This window comes from Streptomyces sp. NPDC055013, from assembly GCF_053608645.1.
In genome coordinates, this window is sequence record NZ_JBSGVW010000004.1 from 39131 (window position 1) to 53965 (window position 14835).

The 14835-nt window shown below is 67.5% G+C and carries 11 protein-coding genes and 1 pseudogene; 8 read left to right on the forward strand and 4 right to left on the reverse strand.

The features are described 5' to 3' along the window. Positions 1-154: 154 nt before the first annotated feature. Both ACWGDB_RS06630 and ACWGDB_RS06635 read left to right on the forward strand, forming a co-directional pair. Positions 155-1075 carry an acetoacetate decarboxylase family protein gene (locus tag ACWGDB_RS06630; RefSeq protein WP_453821396.1) on the forward strand — a complete coding sequence of 307 codons (921 nt, stop codon included), beginning with the start codon at positions 155-157 and terminating at the stop codon, positions 1073-1075. A gap of 15 nt (positions 1076-1090) precedes the next feature. Then, positions 1091-2689: a succinic semialdehyde dehydrogenase gene (locus tag ACWGDB_RS06635; protein WP_453821397.1), complete on the forward strand. Its 1599-nt coding sequence runs from the start codon at positions 1091-1093 to the stop codon at positions 2687-2689. Positions 2690-3422: 733 nt separating this feature from the next. On the opposite strand, the gene ACWGDB_RS06640 is transcribed toward ACWGDB_RS06635, so the two are convergent. Continuing rightward, positions 3423-4673, reverse strand: coding sequence for an NADH:flavin oxidoreductase/NADH oxidase family protein (locus ACWGDB_RS06640; RefSeq protein ID WP_453821637.1), 1251 nt, complete (start codon positions 4671-4673; stop codon positions 3423-3425). Between the two features lie 95 nt (positions 4674-4768). On the opposite strand from ACWGDB_RS06640, the gene ACWGDB_RS06645 reads away from it, so the two are divergent. Further along, positions 4769-5377, forward strand: a complete 609-nt coding sequence (locus ACWGDB_RS06645) for a TetR/AcrR family transcriptional regulator (protein ID WP_453821398.1) — start codon at positions 4769-4771, stop codon at positions 5375-5377. Positions 5378-5592: 215 nt separating this feature from the next. Here ACWGDB_RS06645 and ACWGDB_RS06650 read toward each other — a convergent pair whose 3' ends face one another. Continuing rightward, positions 5593-6135, reverse strand: coding sequence for a hypothetical protein (locus tag ACWGDB_RS06650; RefSeq protein ID WP_453821399.1), 543 nt, complete (start codon positions 6133-6135; stop codon positions 5593-5595). A 324-nt stretch (positions 6136-6459) separates the two neighbouring features. On the opposite strand from ACWGDB_RS06650, the gene ACWGDB_RS06655 reads away from it, so the two are divergent. Continuing rightward, on the forward strand, positions 6460-7047 hold the full coding sequence (locus ACWGDB_RS06655; RefSeq protein ID WP_453821400.1) for a hypothetical protein: 588 nt from the start codon (positions 6460-6462) through the stop codon (positions 7045-7047). Positions 7048-7097: 50 nt separating this feature from the next. On the opposite strand, the gene ACWGDB_RS06660 is transcribed toward ACWGDB_RS06655, so the two are convergent. Next, positions 7098-9416: an SsgA family sporulation/cell division regulator gene (locus ACWGDB_RS06660; RefSeq protein ID WP_453821401.1), complete on the reverse strand. Its 2319-nt coding sequence runs from the start codon at positions 9414-9416 to the stop codon at positions 7098-7100. Next, complete coding sequence (locus ACWGDB_RS06665) at positions 9413-10111, reverse strand: RNA polymerase sigma factor (protein WP_453821402.1); 699 nt, start codon at positions 10109-10111, stop codon at positions 9413-9415. The genes ACWGDB_RS06660 and ACWGDB_RS06665 overlap by 4 nt, the downstream gene beginning before the upstream one ends. Positions 10112-11174: 1063 nt before the next feature. Between ACWGDB_RS06665 and ACWGDB_RS06670 the strand changes: the two are divergent. From ACWGDB_RS06670 to ACWGDB_RS06685, 4 genes and pseudogenes are all read left to right on the forward strand, one after another. After that, positions 11175-11533: pseudogene (locus tag ACWGDB_RS06670) on the forward strand (hypothetical protein); the annotation flags it as partial. A gap of 240 nt (positions 11534-11773) precedes the next feature. Further along, positions 11774-12706: a sulfotransferase family protein gene (locus ACWGDB_RS06675; RefSeq protein ID WP_453821403.1), complete on the forward strand. Its 933-nt coding sequence runs from the start codon at positions 11774-11776 to the stop codon at positions 12704-12706. Continuing rightward, positions 12703-13818, forward strand: a complete 1116-nt coding sequence (locus ACWGDB_RS06680) for a DegT/DnrJ/EryC1/StrS family aminotransferase (protein ID WP_453821404.1) — start codon at positions 12703-12705, stop codon at positions 13816-13818. The genes ACWGDB_RS06675 and ACWGDB_RS06680 overlap by 4 nt, the downstream gene beginning before the upstream one ends. Next, entirely contained in the window at positions 13815-14780 is a 966-nt protein-coding gene (locus tag ACWGDB_RS06685; protein WP_453821405.1) for a hypothetical protein, read from the forward strand. The genes ACWGDB_RS06680 and ACWGDB_RS06685 overlap by 4 nt, the downstream gene beginning before the upstream one ends. Positions 14781-14835: the final 55 nt, after the last annotated feature.

The following is a 14835-nucleotide window of genomic DNA, read 5'->3' on the forward strand; positions in this document are numbered from 1 at the left end:
ACGCCCTCGCGGCGCGGGCCGACCCGGACCTTTGCCGCACCCGCACCCGCAGGCACGCGTCCGCAGAATCCCGCCACCCCAGTGTTGACGGTGCTCACATTGCCCTTCTATTGTCATGTGTGCACCGCTTACATGAGAGTGAGGAATCCACGCCATGGCTTCAACACCGCAGGACACCCTCAAGGTCGACCTGGGCGGCCACGCAGTCACGGTCCCCAAGGGCGGCCTGTACGACCGGTACCGGATGAACCCCGACCTTGACGCAATCTCCCGTGACCCCCGCGTCAGCGGCGTGGACTTCTTCCGGCAGCTGCCCAAGATCAAGGTCGACTCTCCGATCGGCCCCACGCTCACCCCGAACTTCTACTACACGATTTCGACCGCCCGGCTCACGATGCTCGCGCCCTCGCGCGCGATCCGCACCAGGCTGCCCGGAGAGCTCGCGCCGCTGGAGATCGCTCCGGGTCTCGGGCTGATCTCCGTCATGTTCTTCCGCTACGACGTGTGCGACATCGACTTCTACACCGAGGCCGCCGTCGGCATAGCCGTGAAGCCCGCACGGCACGGGAAGCTCGGATTCTTCGACCTCGTCACAGGCCTCAAGAACGAGCACCTCGACTCCTACGTCCTGTCCCTGCCGGTGAGCACGGAAATCGCCCAGGTACGCGGCCACGACGGGTACGGCTTCCCCAAGTGGGTCACCGAGCTCGACGTGGACATCAACCACAGCCGGACAACCGCCTGCGTGGCCAACGACACCGGCGGAGTCGACCTTTCGCTCCTGGCGACCACACCGAAGCAGACCGCCCACCCCAGCGGCGAGCGCGTCAGCTCGCTCACCTCGTACACGACGATCAACGGCGCGTGGCACTCCACCCTGAGCCAGACCAATGCGCTCAGCTCCGGTACGACCCGCGCGACCCGCGGCATCGCCCTCGATGTCGGGGAAGGCCGTATGGCCGACGACCTGCGCTCCCTCAAGCCGATCAGGACCATTCAGTTCGACGTCATGACCGAAGGCCAGCTCGCCCTGCACATGCCGGTCCCCACCTCGGTCCAGAGCCGGAACAAGTAGCGAGGAGCCCCCGTCATGGCCACCGACCACGCCACCCGCCCCACCTCGGCCCGCAGCGCGAGCCTGCCCGCGTCCATCACCCCCACCATGCTCCAGCGTCTGGCCGCTCAGGTCTCGGCCGCGCCGAACGCCGCGCGGGTCACCACCAACGCCCCCTACACCGGTGTCCCGCTCGCCGACCTGCCTGTCTCGACGCCCGCGGACGTCGAGGAGGCGTTCGCCCGCGCCCGCACCGCACAGAAGGTCTGGGCGGCCACGCCGCTCGACGAGCGCAAGAGGATCCTGCTGCGCTACCACGACCTCGTCCTGGCCCGCCAGGACGAAGCCCTCGACCTCATGCAGGCCGAGAACGGCAAAACCCGCCGCGACGCGCACCTCGAAGTGGTCGACATCGCGATCACCTCCCGCTACTACGCACGCAACGCCGCCAAGTACCTCAACCCCAAGCGGCGCCGCGGCGCCATCCTCGTCCTCACCCACACCACCGAACTGCGCCACCCCAAGGGTGTCGTCGCCGTCATCTCCCCATGGAACTACCCGTTGAGTATGGCCGCCAGCGATGCCATAGCGGCGTTGATGGCCGGAAACGCCGTGGTGCAAAAGCCCGACACCCAGACCGCTCTGACCGCACTGTGGTCGCTCAACCTGATGTACGAGGCCGGGCTGCCGACCGACGTGTGGCAGATGGTGATCGGCAGGGGCAGCTCCATCGGCGGCGCGCTGATGGACAACGCCAACTACATGATGTTCACCGGCTCCACCGCCACCGGACGGCACATCGCGAGTGACGCCGGCCGCCGCCTTATCGGCGCCTCCCTCGAACTCGGCGGCAAGAACGCCATGATCGTCCTCGACGACGCCGACATCGAGAAGGCCGCCGACGGCGCCGTAGCCGCCTGCTTCCCCTCCGCCGGACAGCTGTGCGTCTCCATAGAGCGCCTGTACGTGGCCGAGTCCATCCGCGACAAGTTCGTCGCCACGTTCGTCGAGCGCACCAAGAAGCTCAAGATCGGTGCCGCATACGACTACAGCATCGACGTCGGCAGCCTCACCACCCCGTCCCAGCTGAAAACGGTCACCGAACACGTCGGCGACGCCGTCACCAAGGGCGCCACCGTCCTCGCCGGCGGCAAGGCACGTCCAGACCTGGGGCCGCTGTTCTACGAACCGACCATCCTCACCGACGTCACCCCGGAGATGACGCTGCACGACCACGAGACCTTCGGCCCCGTCGTGTCCATCTACCCCTACCGTGACGTCAACGAGGCGGTCGCGCTGGCCAATTCCACGCCCTACGGCCTCAACGCCAGTGTCTGGACCGAGAACGGGGCCCGGGGCCGCGCCGTCGCTGCCCGCGTGCACGCCGGCACCGTCAACGTCAACGAGGCCTTCGCCGCCGCGTGGGGAAGCATCGACGCACCGATGGGCGGCATGGGTGACTCCGGACTCGGCCGCCGTCACGGCGCCGACGGCATCCTCAAGTACACCGAGCCCCAGACCGTCGCCCACCAGCGCATCCAAGGGTTCACCCCTCCGAAGCGCATCTCCCCCGAGACCTGGGCGGGTCTCCTGACCGGCGCCCTGAAGGTCATGAAAGCAGCCGGCATGCGCTGAACAGCGACTGCCGTAGGACCGTGGCCCCGATCGAGCCGCGCCCGCCGACGCCCCCCGCGAAAGAGGGCGGCCCGTCCGCACGACGAGCTCGCCCTCTTCGCCTTGCACACCGTCGTACCGCTCCGGCAGCGTGGCGGGAAGGCCGCGGGCGCGGGCCAAAACCGCCGTGACGGAAGGACAGTGTCGGGCAGGCGCCTGGAGGCTCTTGCGGCGTCAGCGAGGTGGCGTAGTCGGCGAGGTCGCTTTCGGCTCCGGCGAGCCGGCGACGGAGCTCGGTTCGGACAGCTCGATCACCGGCCTGTCGCTCTGCTCGGCATTGACGTTGAACCAGACGGTGCCGCCGAGTTGCACTGCGACCGGCGACGCTGGGGGCGCGCCCGAAGCCGAGCATGCTGACGTCGCCGATGAGTTCGTGGTCGTTACGCCAGTCCTCGAGCCCGCCGCAGCAGCCGGGGACGAAACACGTGTCGAATGAGCCGGGCGAATCACCGTCCGGCTCGACGTCGTTGCCGACAGCCATGCGCACCACGGCTGCCCCCATCTCAGCGTGCAAGAGCGTGCCGCTCTGAGGCAGAAGCCGTACGTCCACTCTCACGGTTGATCCGCCCCGCGCCACCCGTCAGTGATCACGTGGTCGGCCGGCAGTGTGCGGGGGCCGCGTGCGGATGTGCCCGGTGTACCAGCTGAGCTGCGTACACCGGGCACATCCGAGGACATCGCCACCAGGGCGGGTTCAACGGCCCGCGGTGCTGAACGCCTTGGACAGCCAGATGCGGTAACCGCGCAGGGCCTTTCGCTGCTTGCGCTGCTCGCAGATCAGGGCGATCGCCGGGTGGGTGCCGGGCTTGGACGTGCGGCCACGGGCGAGGCGGCGCATCTGATGGCGGACCTTTGCCATGCCGGCAGCGGAGGCAAGGGCCTTGTCCGACCAGGTCACCGGCTCCATCTGGCGGTCGGCCTCCCGATACTGCTTCCAGCGGTCGGGGAGGTCGGGGGTGACCGCAAGGGCGGTGCCCATGCCGACGACCGCCACCCCACTGTCGAGGACCCTCTCTGCAGTCACGCGCTGGGTGATGCCGCCGGTGAGCATCAGCGGGAGGGGGCTGGTCTTCACCAGGTCCTTCGCGAGGTCCAGGAAGTAGGCTTCGCGGGCCCGGGTGCGGTCATCGGCGGAGCGGCCGGTCATCGCAGGGCTCTCGTAGCTGCCGCCGGACAGTTCGACCAGGTCGACGCCGAGCGGTTCGAGCATCCCGATCACTTGGCGCGCGTCGTCGGCGTCGAAGCCGCCGCGCTGGAAGTCGGCTGAGTTGAGCTTCACCGCGACCGCGAAGGACGGCGAGACGGCTGTGCGGACCGCGCGGACGACGTCCAGGAGCATCCGGGCCCGGTTCTGCAGTGATCCGCCCCACTGATCGGTGCGCTTGTTGACCAACGGGGAGAGGAATTGCGACAGAAGGTAGCCGTGCGCGGCGTGGATCTCCACGCCGTCGAAGCCGGCCTCTTCTGCGCGGTGTGCCGTGATGGCGAACCGGGCCACGGTGTCCTCGATCTGCTGCGCGGTCATGGCCGTCGGGCGGCCGAAGCGGCTGCTGTGCCTGCCGAGGGAAACGCCGATGTCGGTGGGGCCCCACACGACGCCGGGCATGTCGGACGCAACCTGGCGTCCGGGGTGGTTGATCTGCATCCAGATCGCCCCGCCGCCGGACTTGCCGGCCTTCGCCCACTCGGTGAACGGTTTCAGGGGTGCGTGCTCGTCGAGTACGACTCCGGCAGGGCCGGTCAGTGCCTCGGCATGCACCATCACGTTCCCGGTGATGAGCAGGCCGGTGCCGCCGCGGGCCCAGCGCCGGTAGAGCGTGAAGAGCCGCTCGTCGGGGAGCTGGCCGTTGCCGGCCATGTTCTCCTCCATGGCGGCCTTTGCGATCCGGTTGCTGAGCACCTGCCCGGAGCTCAGGAGCAGTGGCGAGAACAGCTCGGTGGTCATCCCGGTTTCCTCTTCCATGTCGATCACCTACGATGTATGCACCACTCACATTAGGGCACCAATGTGAGCACTGCACACATGAGGAAGTGTGACTTATGTCGCAGAGCGGCACGTATCACCACGGCGACCTGCGCGCGGCCTGCCTGCGGGCCGCGCGGGAGCTGCTGGAGGAGGACGGCAGCGCGGGGCTCTCGCTACGCGCGGTCGCCCGCCGGGCCGGCGTGTCACCGACCGCCCCCTACCGTCACTACGCGGACCGCGACTCACTCGTCTCCGCGGTCGCCGCCGAGGGATACCGCGAGCTCGCCGAGCACCTGGCAGCGGTCCACCCCGCGCCGTCGACCCCTGATGATCTGGCCGCGGTCGCGGTCGTCTACGTGCACTTCGCGCTCGAGCACCCGGCTCTGTTCCGGGCGATGTTCGCCGAGCCCTGCGACCCGACCAGCGCGGAACGCGTCGCCGCGACTGCCGTGATCACCGCGTACGTGCAGGGCATCGTCCGCGACGCCTTCCCGGGTGTCGACAACTCGGAAGCGCTGTCGACCACAGTGTGGGCCCTCGTCCACGGCCTGGCGTTCCTGCACCTCGACGGCAAACTGGACAGCTCCACACCCGAGGTGGTCGCAGACCAGGTCCGCGCCTCCGTGTACGCGCTCTTCAGCGCGGCCCCCGCTCTGTCCCAAGCGGCAGCACCGGCCGAGTAGATGACTGCCTGGTTCAGCGGTAGGTGAGCATGCGGCGGCGACCGGCCTTCCGCAACCTCTGGATGGCCGTCCTTCGTCTCCGGCCGGAGATGAAGGACCCGCTCTCCCCCGCCTCGCACACGGCGACGAGAAGGTCCTCCTTACCGCGGAAGGGGTTAGAGGCCGGGAAGGGTGAAGAGGTGCTCCGACAACGTCCTTCAGTTGTGGCAACGCGTTCACGCGTTCATCTGTCGATCGATGAGCCATCGCGCTTGGGCCACGTTGCCGCTGCCCACGGTCAGACTTGCCCGGGCGGCTGTGTAGAAGCGGTCCCGGCCTTCGTCTGCGCGTCGTACGGCAGCCCCCCAGTCGAAGTCGCCGTCGGCGGCCTCACGAGCTGCTCGCTCCAACTGCAGGACGGCCCAGCGCCACTCGCGCGCGGCCGCCACGGTGTCGGCATCGCCTAGTAGAAGGACCCCTTCCCAAGCCTTCGTTCGCTGGGCATCGGCCTCGGCCATCAACTCAAGCCCCGTGGTCCGGTCGATCGGATGCGCTCGTGATGAGGGCCTGGACGGCGCTGTGATGCGATGCGCGAGCAAGTGAACCTCTTTGAGTGCGCGACCATACTCGGAATAGGCATCAAGCCTTCGCTCGTCCCACCGCACGGACAGAGCGCGTGACCACTGCGCCCTGTCGTTGAGGCGTGTGGTGAGGAGCGTCCCAAAGACGCCGACGATGACACCTATGAGTGCAGGCAGTTGGCTCAGGAAGGAAGTCACCTTCGCAGCCTGCCCGCCACCGTCTCCGGACAACAGACACGCCCACAGCCGACTACGGCACCCCGCCACAGGAGTACGGCCAAGCCACACATGAATGAACCGCTAGGTGCAGCCTGCGCACAGGCCCACAAACGGGTACTGCCTGGGGTTCTCTCACACGTGCAGCGAGGCGCTACTCAATCGTCTTCCGTGCTATCACTAGACGACAACTATGCGGTCGCTGCACATTAAGGCACCGTCCCAAAACCACACACGTTAAGTATCGCCCGCGCCGCGGACCACACGGTTCGCAGGCCCTGGGGGCCTAGGAAAGGTGTGATAACCGTGGCCGAAACCACTTCCGGAACAACCGAGTTGAGCACTCAGTACGCTACGCAAGTGGCTGGCGACCTTGAGCGGAATCTCAAGGAGCAGGATCTAATCAGCGGAGAAATCGAGGCACTCCAGGCCCAGTTGACCGCCCTGCAGCACGATCACACTGTTCTGGTAAGCATCCAGCAAGCCATCGGCCTTCCGGCGACGCCCCCGGCGCCAGCGACGGTGCCTGCCCCTCGCAAGAAGGGACCGGGCTCGGCCAAGCAGGCCAAACAGACCGGCACTGCCACCCCCAAGCGGGCCAGCCGGAAGGGCGCCGCCAAGGCAGAACCGGCCACATCGTCCGCCGCGCCGACCCTCGTCGAGCTCCTGCGCGAACACCTCGCGGGGCAGAGCGAACCCCGCTCCGCTGCCGAAATCGCCGCGTCGCTGGGACAGCAGCACCCAGGCCGCACCATCAAGACAACTGTCGTCCGTACGACGCTGGAAGGGCTTGTGGCCAAGAGTCAGGCCCGGCGCAGCAAGCAGGGCAAGTCCGTCTTCTACACCGCCGCGCCAACTGCACCGGGAGAGGAAACCCCGCAGCAGTCCGACTGAACGCCCCGAAAGCTCTTGTCCGGCGCCCTGTAGCCGTCGTCCCCCTGGCGTCAGGCGCTCTCCGGCGGTTGGCTCGCCCGGTTCATCTCCTCTTCGAGGTCGCGCAGGGCGGACTCGCAGTGCCGATATTCACCGCCGATCGGGACGAGCAGACGGGTCTGCAGGAGGAAAGCCTGCAACTCCTGCCGCGGCACGGTGAGCAACGCGCTGCCCCGTGGGGAGCGCAGCCGCAGGAACGTGACCTGATAGGGCGCGTGGGTGTGCGGTTGCGGGCTCCAGACAGCCACATCGCCTGCGCCGACGCGCTGGTCCAGGCCGTCGGCAAGGAGCTCACGGGCCAGGCGCCAGACGACAGTGCTGGAGCGGTCGTAGAACAGTGCGTGGACAGCGTAGGGGTCATCGGCGCGGTAAATCAGCTGTACATGCAGGCTGTGGTCCATGTGTTCTTCGCCGGCGTACAGGCCCATCAGCACCACCGCCTGCAGATCCTGGCGGGCTGTCGGGACGTCCCAGTCCTGCGGGCTGGGCTGCATTGCCGGGGATGGCAGTTGCCGCAGCGCTCCCACGGGAAGCCCGATGCTGCCAGGCGCCCAGCCGAGCACCCCCGGCGGAATGACCTCGGGGGGATACAACCAGTACCAGGCCAGTCCGGCTCGTGCTGCGTCCACGGGCATAGGCCGATTCGCCCGATGCATGGTGGACGGCGGCGCGTCCCACAGCCACGGTACGGTGAACTCAGGAAAGTGCTCGCTTCCTGTCGACAGGAAGGGTGGTTCCCCGGGCCGTGGGGTGGCGTAGCCGCGGAAGATGCAGCGTGTGTGCAGCGCGCCGACAGCGCAGGACGAAGCGGGCTGCCATGGCAGAACCCACACCTCACTCGCTGGCGGCACGGGCAGTGGGCGCAGTCGGAAGGCAAGTGTGGGGTCTTCCCTCATCTGTGCGAACACCCTCAGGCTCTTGGGGACAGCGAGATCCGAGCCCGCCCTTGCCGAACTCCTGCGTATCTGGAGGTGGCAGGCCGCGCGTGTCCAGGCGGCCCCTGCTGTCGGATGCCATGCGCAGTCGGCCATCGGATGGAACAGCACCACGTGGATTGCGGCCGGTTCACCGTGTGCGCAGTGCATGGTGCGGGCAAGGCCGAGGGCGTCCTCGACGACCTGTGGCGTCACAAGGCCTGGGATCGCCTCGTCCCGCAGGTATGGCCCACCGGTCCCGTTCCGTCCTGTCAGCGGCGGCCCGAGCATGATGACCAGTTGCCCTGCGTGCCGGCCTCGATAGCCGTCGGCCGCTGCAGGATGCTGTGGCACGGAGCTGGACGGATCCAGGCATGCACGGGCGGCAGGTCCGCCCAGGACGGGTGTGTACCGCCAGGCATAGGGCTGCGCAAACAGCTCCCTGGTCCGGGTTCGGGCGACATGCAGATGCCAGTCCCAGTCCTGATACGGGGCCAGCCTCGCATGAGGTTCAGGCACGTCCTCGACAGTGACGTACTGGCAGTAGCGCCGGAGTTGACCCATCTCGTTGTTGCGCCAGCGGGCAGTCCACCAAGGACGAGGTGCGGCGCCACGCGCGAGCTGGAAGAGGTCCTCCACCTCTCGCGGGTCGGTCACTTCGTAGAGCGCGAGCAGCCGCCGGAGGTCTTTCCGGGACACGCTGACCAATCCGGTCTCGATCCGAATCAGTTTGGAAAGCGACCACTCGAGGGTTTCGGCTACCTGAGTCTGCGTCAGCGCGGATGCACCCCGCGCCTGGCGCAATTTCCCCCTCAGCATGCTGCGCATGTGGGCGGGATCGGTATCGCGTTGCCGGGCTGAGGCGGCCTGCACAGGAGGGTGCGAGATGGCCGGTTCAGCCGTCGCTCCAGGCGTGTCCACGAACACGACTTGCTGAACACCGGAGTCCGACTTTCCGGATCCCCGACCGAGCAGCGTGTTGAGCAGGAGGGATTTCCCAGCCCTGAATTCTCCGACGACACAGATGGTGATCGACGCGCTGGCGAGGCGTGCTGCTTCAGCCAGCTCGAGCACGGAGTCGGCAACTGAGTCCGCTCCCGATTCTGACGCAGTGTCCCGGGTGCTGTCGTGGGGGCTGTGCACGGTGATGGTGCTGGCGGTGGTGCCGAAGTCGATCGCACTGGCGAGCGCGCTCTCCGGCTCATGTTCCCTTCGGGAGCGCGTAGTTGCAGCCGTTTGCTGCGCACGTTCGACAGCAGTGTGCAAGCGCTGGCGTTCCAGGGCGGAGAGCGTATCGCGCAGGGCGGTCACCTGCGGTGCGCCAAGGCTGGAGGCCGCGAGCAGAGCATCGAAGTCGATTTCGTCCATGGCAGCGTCCTCGGGGTACGAAGTGGGGGCTGACTGGAGGATGGTCATGATGTTCCTCCTTCCATGGGACCGTTTTGGAGCTTGTGCCGCAGACGGCGTAGTCGGCCTTCGACGGCGCGTGGCGAGAGGCCGACGCGCTCCCCGGCCTCTGCCTGGGTGAAGCCCAGAGCGCACAGGTACAAGCAGCGGCGGGTTCGAGGATCGTGGATCGGCAGGCGCTCGATCTCGTCCCACAGGGCGGCCTGGAGGGCAGGGTCGCTGTCCTGCTGAGCGGGAATCTGGTCCAGGAGGGTCTGGGGGTCCTCATCGTGGCCGACCGCTATGACCACCCTGCGCCAGTGTTCTCGTTGGTGGAACCAGTTCAGATACGCGGCGGGAAATGCCAGGACGCACGCTCCCACGAAGTAGGTGGTGAGGCTTGCGCCGCCGCGGGGATGCCATCGTTTCCGTTCGAGGGCATAGGTGCGGAAAATCTTCAGGCCACCGGCGATCGCCTCAGCGGCGACGTCGAGCCTATCCGCGCGACCCCAGCTTTTGTCGATCTTGTGCGTGGGAATGGGGCGTGCTGCCCGGGCGGCTTTGTCGAAGACCTCTCCGCTGGCGGTCCACCCCTTGAAGATGGCCAGGGCGTACTGGGTCAGCTGCGTGACGAACCTTTCGTTTCGGCCCCCGCAGTCCGTCACGGCGGATCGCTTCCAGCAACAGAGCGTCAGCCAGGCGGCGTTGCGCGCGGGCGCCGGCATCCTCCGCGGCATCCTCCGCTGACCCTGGCCTGCCCAGGGAATGCTCCAGAGCCGGTAGGTCGGCCTCGTCCGGATCGGTCAGGTCGGTCACCGCAGGCTGGGAATCCTGATCACTGGGCGAGGCGCTGCGCGCTGTCGTGTCGGACACAGTGGCTCCCTTGCTCCGTGGCGGGACCGGCGGGCTGGGGGCGCGCCTCGGTAACAGGGGTTCTAGTCGCGGTCCGGGAAGCCGGCCCACGCGGGCGGTGTCCCCACTTCCCGTAACGATCTGTGATTCACATCACACGTGGGGTGGTAGGGCGGCGGCGCCTACACCTCCAGATAACAGGCATCCGCCACGGGCAACCCGCCCCCGCCTCCTCGGAGTTGACCTTGTCTCAGCCCAACGGGCCGCTCCTTGGCCAACGCGCCGCAATCATCCTGACCCTAGGCGTCCTGACCGCAGTCGCAGCCGGCGTCCTGGCCATGCTGGCCAGCGGCTCACCAGCTGGAGCCGTCATGACAGGAGGAGCCGCTTTCGCCGGAGCCGTTCTCTTCTTCAACTCGATCATCAGCTGAACGGGCCCTGCCCCGCCGCCGCACGGCCGGCCACTGCCCAGCCCTCACAACTGCTGACACGAGCCGCGCAACCGCACGCGTACCGGGCCGTAGTACACCAGCACTCTCCAGGGCCGCACAGCGCATGCAGCCAACGCACCGTTACGCGCACGCACCGGCGCTACCAATGACGTAGGCGCATCGCGCACTCCCGCCCCGTCTGTCCGTCCTCCCCCTCCGAAGGAAGCCATCTCCGGAATGCGCGCCGACCATCGGGCCGGACACCCAGGTGCCGGTGGCTGGGTCCTTCACCGCGCGGGTTGGTGGGCGCAGGGCGGTCATCAGCTCCAGGCCGGTGACGGCGGCTACGAACGCTCCCGCCGTTGGTCCGCCGACGGTCCCTGGGACCGCCCGAAATCGGGCGGTGGCCAGCAGGTTCGACAAGTCCGCCGTCCGGTTCGAGGCGACCGTCCACATACCTGCAATCAACGAGTGGCTGTGACCTGGCGGTGCTGTCCGCGGTCGCATGCCCTCCCGACGGCGGCGATCGGCAGCGCGTCCGGACGAGGGAAGAGCGGACCGTGGCGGCAACCACTACTGCGTCGAGAGCGAGAACGGCCACCGTATCGACGACCCGTCCGAGGACGCCCTGCTCGACCTGATCAGCGAACTCAACGATGCGGACAACACTTTCACGCCATCCAGCCCGACGAGGACGCCCCCCTGGTTCGCGTCCGTGCACGTCCTGGACGAAGGCGGCTACGAGGTCGCTGGCCGCGACACCACCCGACGTGCCACGAGGCCGATACCGATGCCGATACCAGCTTCGGTCGGATCGCCCACGACCTCATCGTCTGGTTGGCCGCCCGCGACTTCCCCGGACGGCTACAGCAGTGGATGTGGAACAGCGGCATGTGCCCGCAGTCCGAGACGCCCCGCCGGTACACCGCAAGCCGTTCAGATGCCCATCTGCAAGTGCCGCCGAAGCTGACAGGAAAGTAGGTCCGGTTTTGTCCTATGTACGCGGTCTGGAGTCGATGCCCCGTCAGTGGGACACTCCTCACTCAATGTGGTCCTTCGGACACGGTCGTGTGTCTCGACCCAGCAAGTGAAGTGTGGCATGGCATGGAACTGGCTGGTCTGGAGGTAACGAACGTGCAGGGAACGTCCGGCGGGCGGGTTTGTCCGGCACCGCAGCTGTTCTTCGTAGGGGGCGTGCACGGGCGGACCGGGACCAGTGTGGTCAAGCGTCTGCTGTGCAGCCATCCTCAGGTGAGCGCCGTCAGCGGAGGCGAGACGCGGATGCTGGAGGCGATCAGCGAGGTCTGGCCGATACTCGATGCGGACGTCGGCTATACACCTGGCGCAGCCAGTGCAGCTTTGGCGGGCTTTTCGAGTCATGTGCGGGAGACGCTTGGTGACACCCCTGAGGTGCAGGCAGCGCTTGAGTGCCTCTTCGCCGGTCTCGGTGCCCGTACGGTGCGGCTCGTGGGCCGACCGCGGCTGCCGTTGCCGCCTCCGATGTCCTCGAGGGAACTCGCCCCGCCGTTCGCCGCGTTCCTGACCGCCGTTTTCCGAGCCGCCGCGCTGGATCCCTCACGTCCGTTCCTGTGCGAGAAGACCCCGAGCAACGCGCAGTACATTCGTCGGCTGCGTCTACTGATGCCCGAGTGCCGGGTGGTGGTCATGGCACGTCACCCGGTGCATGTCGCTCTGTCGCACACACGCAGAGACTGGGGGCCACCGGATCCGGTCGAGGCCGCCGCCTACACGGCAGCCTATTTTCGCTCCTGGCGGGACGTCGCCCTGGATGACGAACGTGTTGCGATGATCCGGCACGAGCGTCTGGTCGCCGAGCCGCGGCAGGTACTGGACGAGGTGCGTGCCTTCCTTCACCTGCCCCCCGACAGCGACTGGCTGGACCGGGCCAGTGCCGAGATTCAGCCGTCTCATGACCGCACGGCTTCGCTGTCCGACAAGGGGCTGGCAGGGATGCACGCCGAACTCGCCGAGGAGATCGAGTACTACGGCTACCGCGCTCCAACGGAGGTCTGGTGAAAGATGATGAGCTCCGCGGGAGTGAGCGTGTACCGCTGGTCCGTCCTCGTGTCCCCGCCTCGGGCGAGTTGGCCTCGGCCCTGGACAGCATATGGAGGAGCGGGCGTCTGACCAACGACGGTCCCGTGCTGCGCCGGTTCGAGGCCGCGCTCCACAAGGAACTGGGATGGGACAACGTGGTCGCGACCGCCAACGGAACCATGGCCCTGCAGTTGGCGTGTCGGGCGCTGCGGCTCGACGGGGAAGTGATCACGTCGGCGTTCACGTTTCCCGCGACGATTCAGGCGCTGCGTTGGAATGGGCTGGTTCCGGTCCTGGCCGATGTAGAGCCTGACTGGCTGACGCTGGATCCCGCCTCGGTGGCTGCACTGGTCACGCCGCGCACCTGCGCGATTGTGGCTGTTCATGCTTTCGGTCACCCGGCTGATGTCACCGGGCTGCAAACGCTCGCCAGCCGCCACGGTCTTGCGCTCGTCTATGACGCCGCGCCGGCGGTGGGGGTACGTGTTGACGGGGTGCCCATCACGGCGTTCGGTGACGCGAGCGCCGTCAGCTTCCACGCCACCAAGGTGATGCACACGGTCGAGGGGGGTGCGGTGTGCACGCCCCACGACGATGCCGCCGAGGCTGTGCGACGCCTGCGCAATTTCGGTCTCGGGGAGTGGGGCGGCGCGGAAGAGTACGGCACGAACGCCAAGATGAACGAGCTTCAAGCCGCCGTAGGGCTGTCATTGCTCAGAACGCTCGACGCGGAAGTCACCGGCCGTGCGCAAGCGTCCGCGGTGTACCGGGACCTGCTGAGCGACCTGCCCTCGATCCGGTTCCTGTGGCCGTCGGACACGGTGAGCAGCAATTACGCGTACGCCGTCGCACGGCTGCGTACCGGGGCAGCTCCGCTGGCCGACAAGGTGCACGCCTTCCTGAACCGGCATGGCATCGACAGCAGGCGGTACTTCAGCCATCGCTACCGCGGCCGAGGAGCCCGGTGCCCCCACCCAACTCCTGTCGCGGACGCCGCCGCCGAGGACGTACTGTGTCTGCCCCTGTGGGGAGACATTCCCCGCCCTACTCTGATGCGTGTCGCCGGGCATGTGGCCGAGGCGGCCTCATGAGCGGCCCGGCGAGGCTGTGGGTGCGCAACCCACCCTGCGACCAACTCCTCGCGGGTCTCGACTCCGGAGGCGGGGTCGCCTTCGCCAAGAGAACACACGGCATCTGGGACCACCTGGCTCTGCTGACCACGGGTGGGTGGAGCGCGGACGGATATCGCCGATGCGACCAGATGATCTTCAAGCGGACTGCCGAGCCGACGCTTGAGGTCGTGGCTCAACGCCAGGCGTATCTGGAGTATCTGGAGGAGATCCTGGACGACGTGGTGCGCCCTCCGGACGATCCACGGTGGATACAGACGATCAGCCTGGACCTGGACTACCTGACCGGCAAACTCCGCAAGCCGGCGTTCAGCCTGCGCGCCGGTGTCGACCCTCGTCTGCTCAGCTATTGGCAGTGGGACTACTCCTACGGCGACCTGATCCGCCGGTTCGAGCTCGGCGACCGTCCCTTCCAGTTCGCTCAGACGCTGACGCATGGTCTTGTCTCCCTCAGCCTGCTGGAACTTCCGCAGATCGCTCGCCGGTATCACGTCGTCGTGGTGGCGCCCGAGAAGATGCGGGATCTTGCCGACCGCTGGCACCTTGATCCGGAACACTTCACGTTCCAGCCCTCACCGCCCTGGCCCGACCGGCGTCCCAATGGTTCGCTGTTCAGCGATCCCGTCCTGCCGGCTCTGCGCACTCATGTCACTCGCCACCGACTGCTCGAACAGTTGAAGTCGATCACCACGACTCGGCCTCGGTTGTATCTGTTCGAACTGGGCACCTGCGCCCAGTGGCTCATCGCGCGGCTGTTCCGGGCACGGCCCGGTGACTCCTATCTGGACATGGGGCGATGCCTGGAAGCCTGGTACCCCGACACCCCCTGGCCCCTCAAGGCACCCGTGGCGGCGGTTTATCGACGAGCGGCACAGGCGTACTACGGGCGCGCCCGATACCTTGCCCTGAGGGCGCGGTCGTGACCCCGCCGCGCAGGATCGTTCTGACGAGCGCCGCCAGCGGGGTGGGAAAGGCGGT

Excerpts from the sequence above, each read along its gene's own strand:
- ACWGDB_RS06630 (WP_453821396.1), top strand. The coding sequence starts at position 155 with ATGGCTTCAACACCGCAGGACACCCTCAAGGTCGACCTGGGCGGCCAC.
- ACWGDB_RS06635 (WP_453821397.1), top strand. The coding sequence starts at position 1,091 with ATGGCCACCGACCACGCCACCCGCCCCACCTCGGCCCGCAGCGCGAGC.
- ACWGDB_RS06640 (WP_453821637.1), bottom strand. The coding sequence starts at position 4,673 with ATGACCACCGAGCTGTTCTCGCCACTGCTCCTGAGCTCCGGGCAGGTG.
- ACWGDB_RS06645 (WP_453821398.1), top strand. The coding sequence starts at position 4,769 with ATGTCGCAGAGCGGCACGTATCACCACGGCGACCTGCGCGCGGCCTGC.
- ACWGDB_RS06660 (WP_453821401.1), bottom strand. The coding sequence starts at position 9,416 with ATGACCATCCTCCAGTCAGCCCCCACTTCGTACCCCGAGGACGCTGCC.
- ACWGDB_RS06665 (WP_453821402.1), bottom strand. The coding sequence starts at position 10,111 with ATGCCGGCGCCCGCGCGCAACGCCGCCTGGCTGACGCTCTGTTGCTGG.
- ACWGDB_RS06675 (WP_453821403.1), top strand. The coding sequence starts at position 11,774 with ATGGAACTGGCTGGTCTGGAGGTAACGAACGTGCAGGGAACGTCCGGC.
- ACWGDB_RS06685 (WP_453821405.1), top strand. The coding sequence starts at position 13,815 with ATGAGCGGCCCGGCGAGGCTGTGGGTGCGCAACCCACCCTGCGACCAA.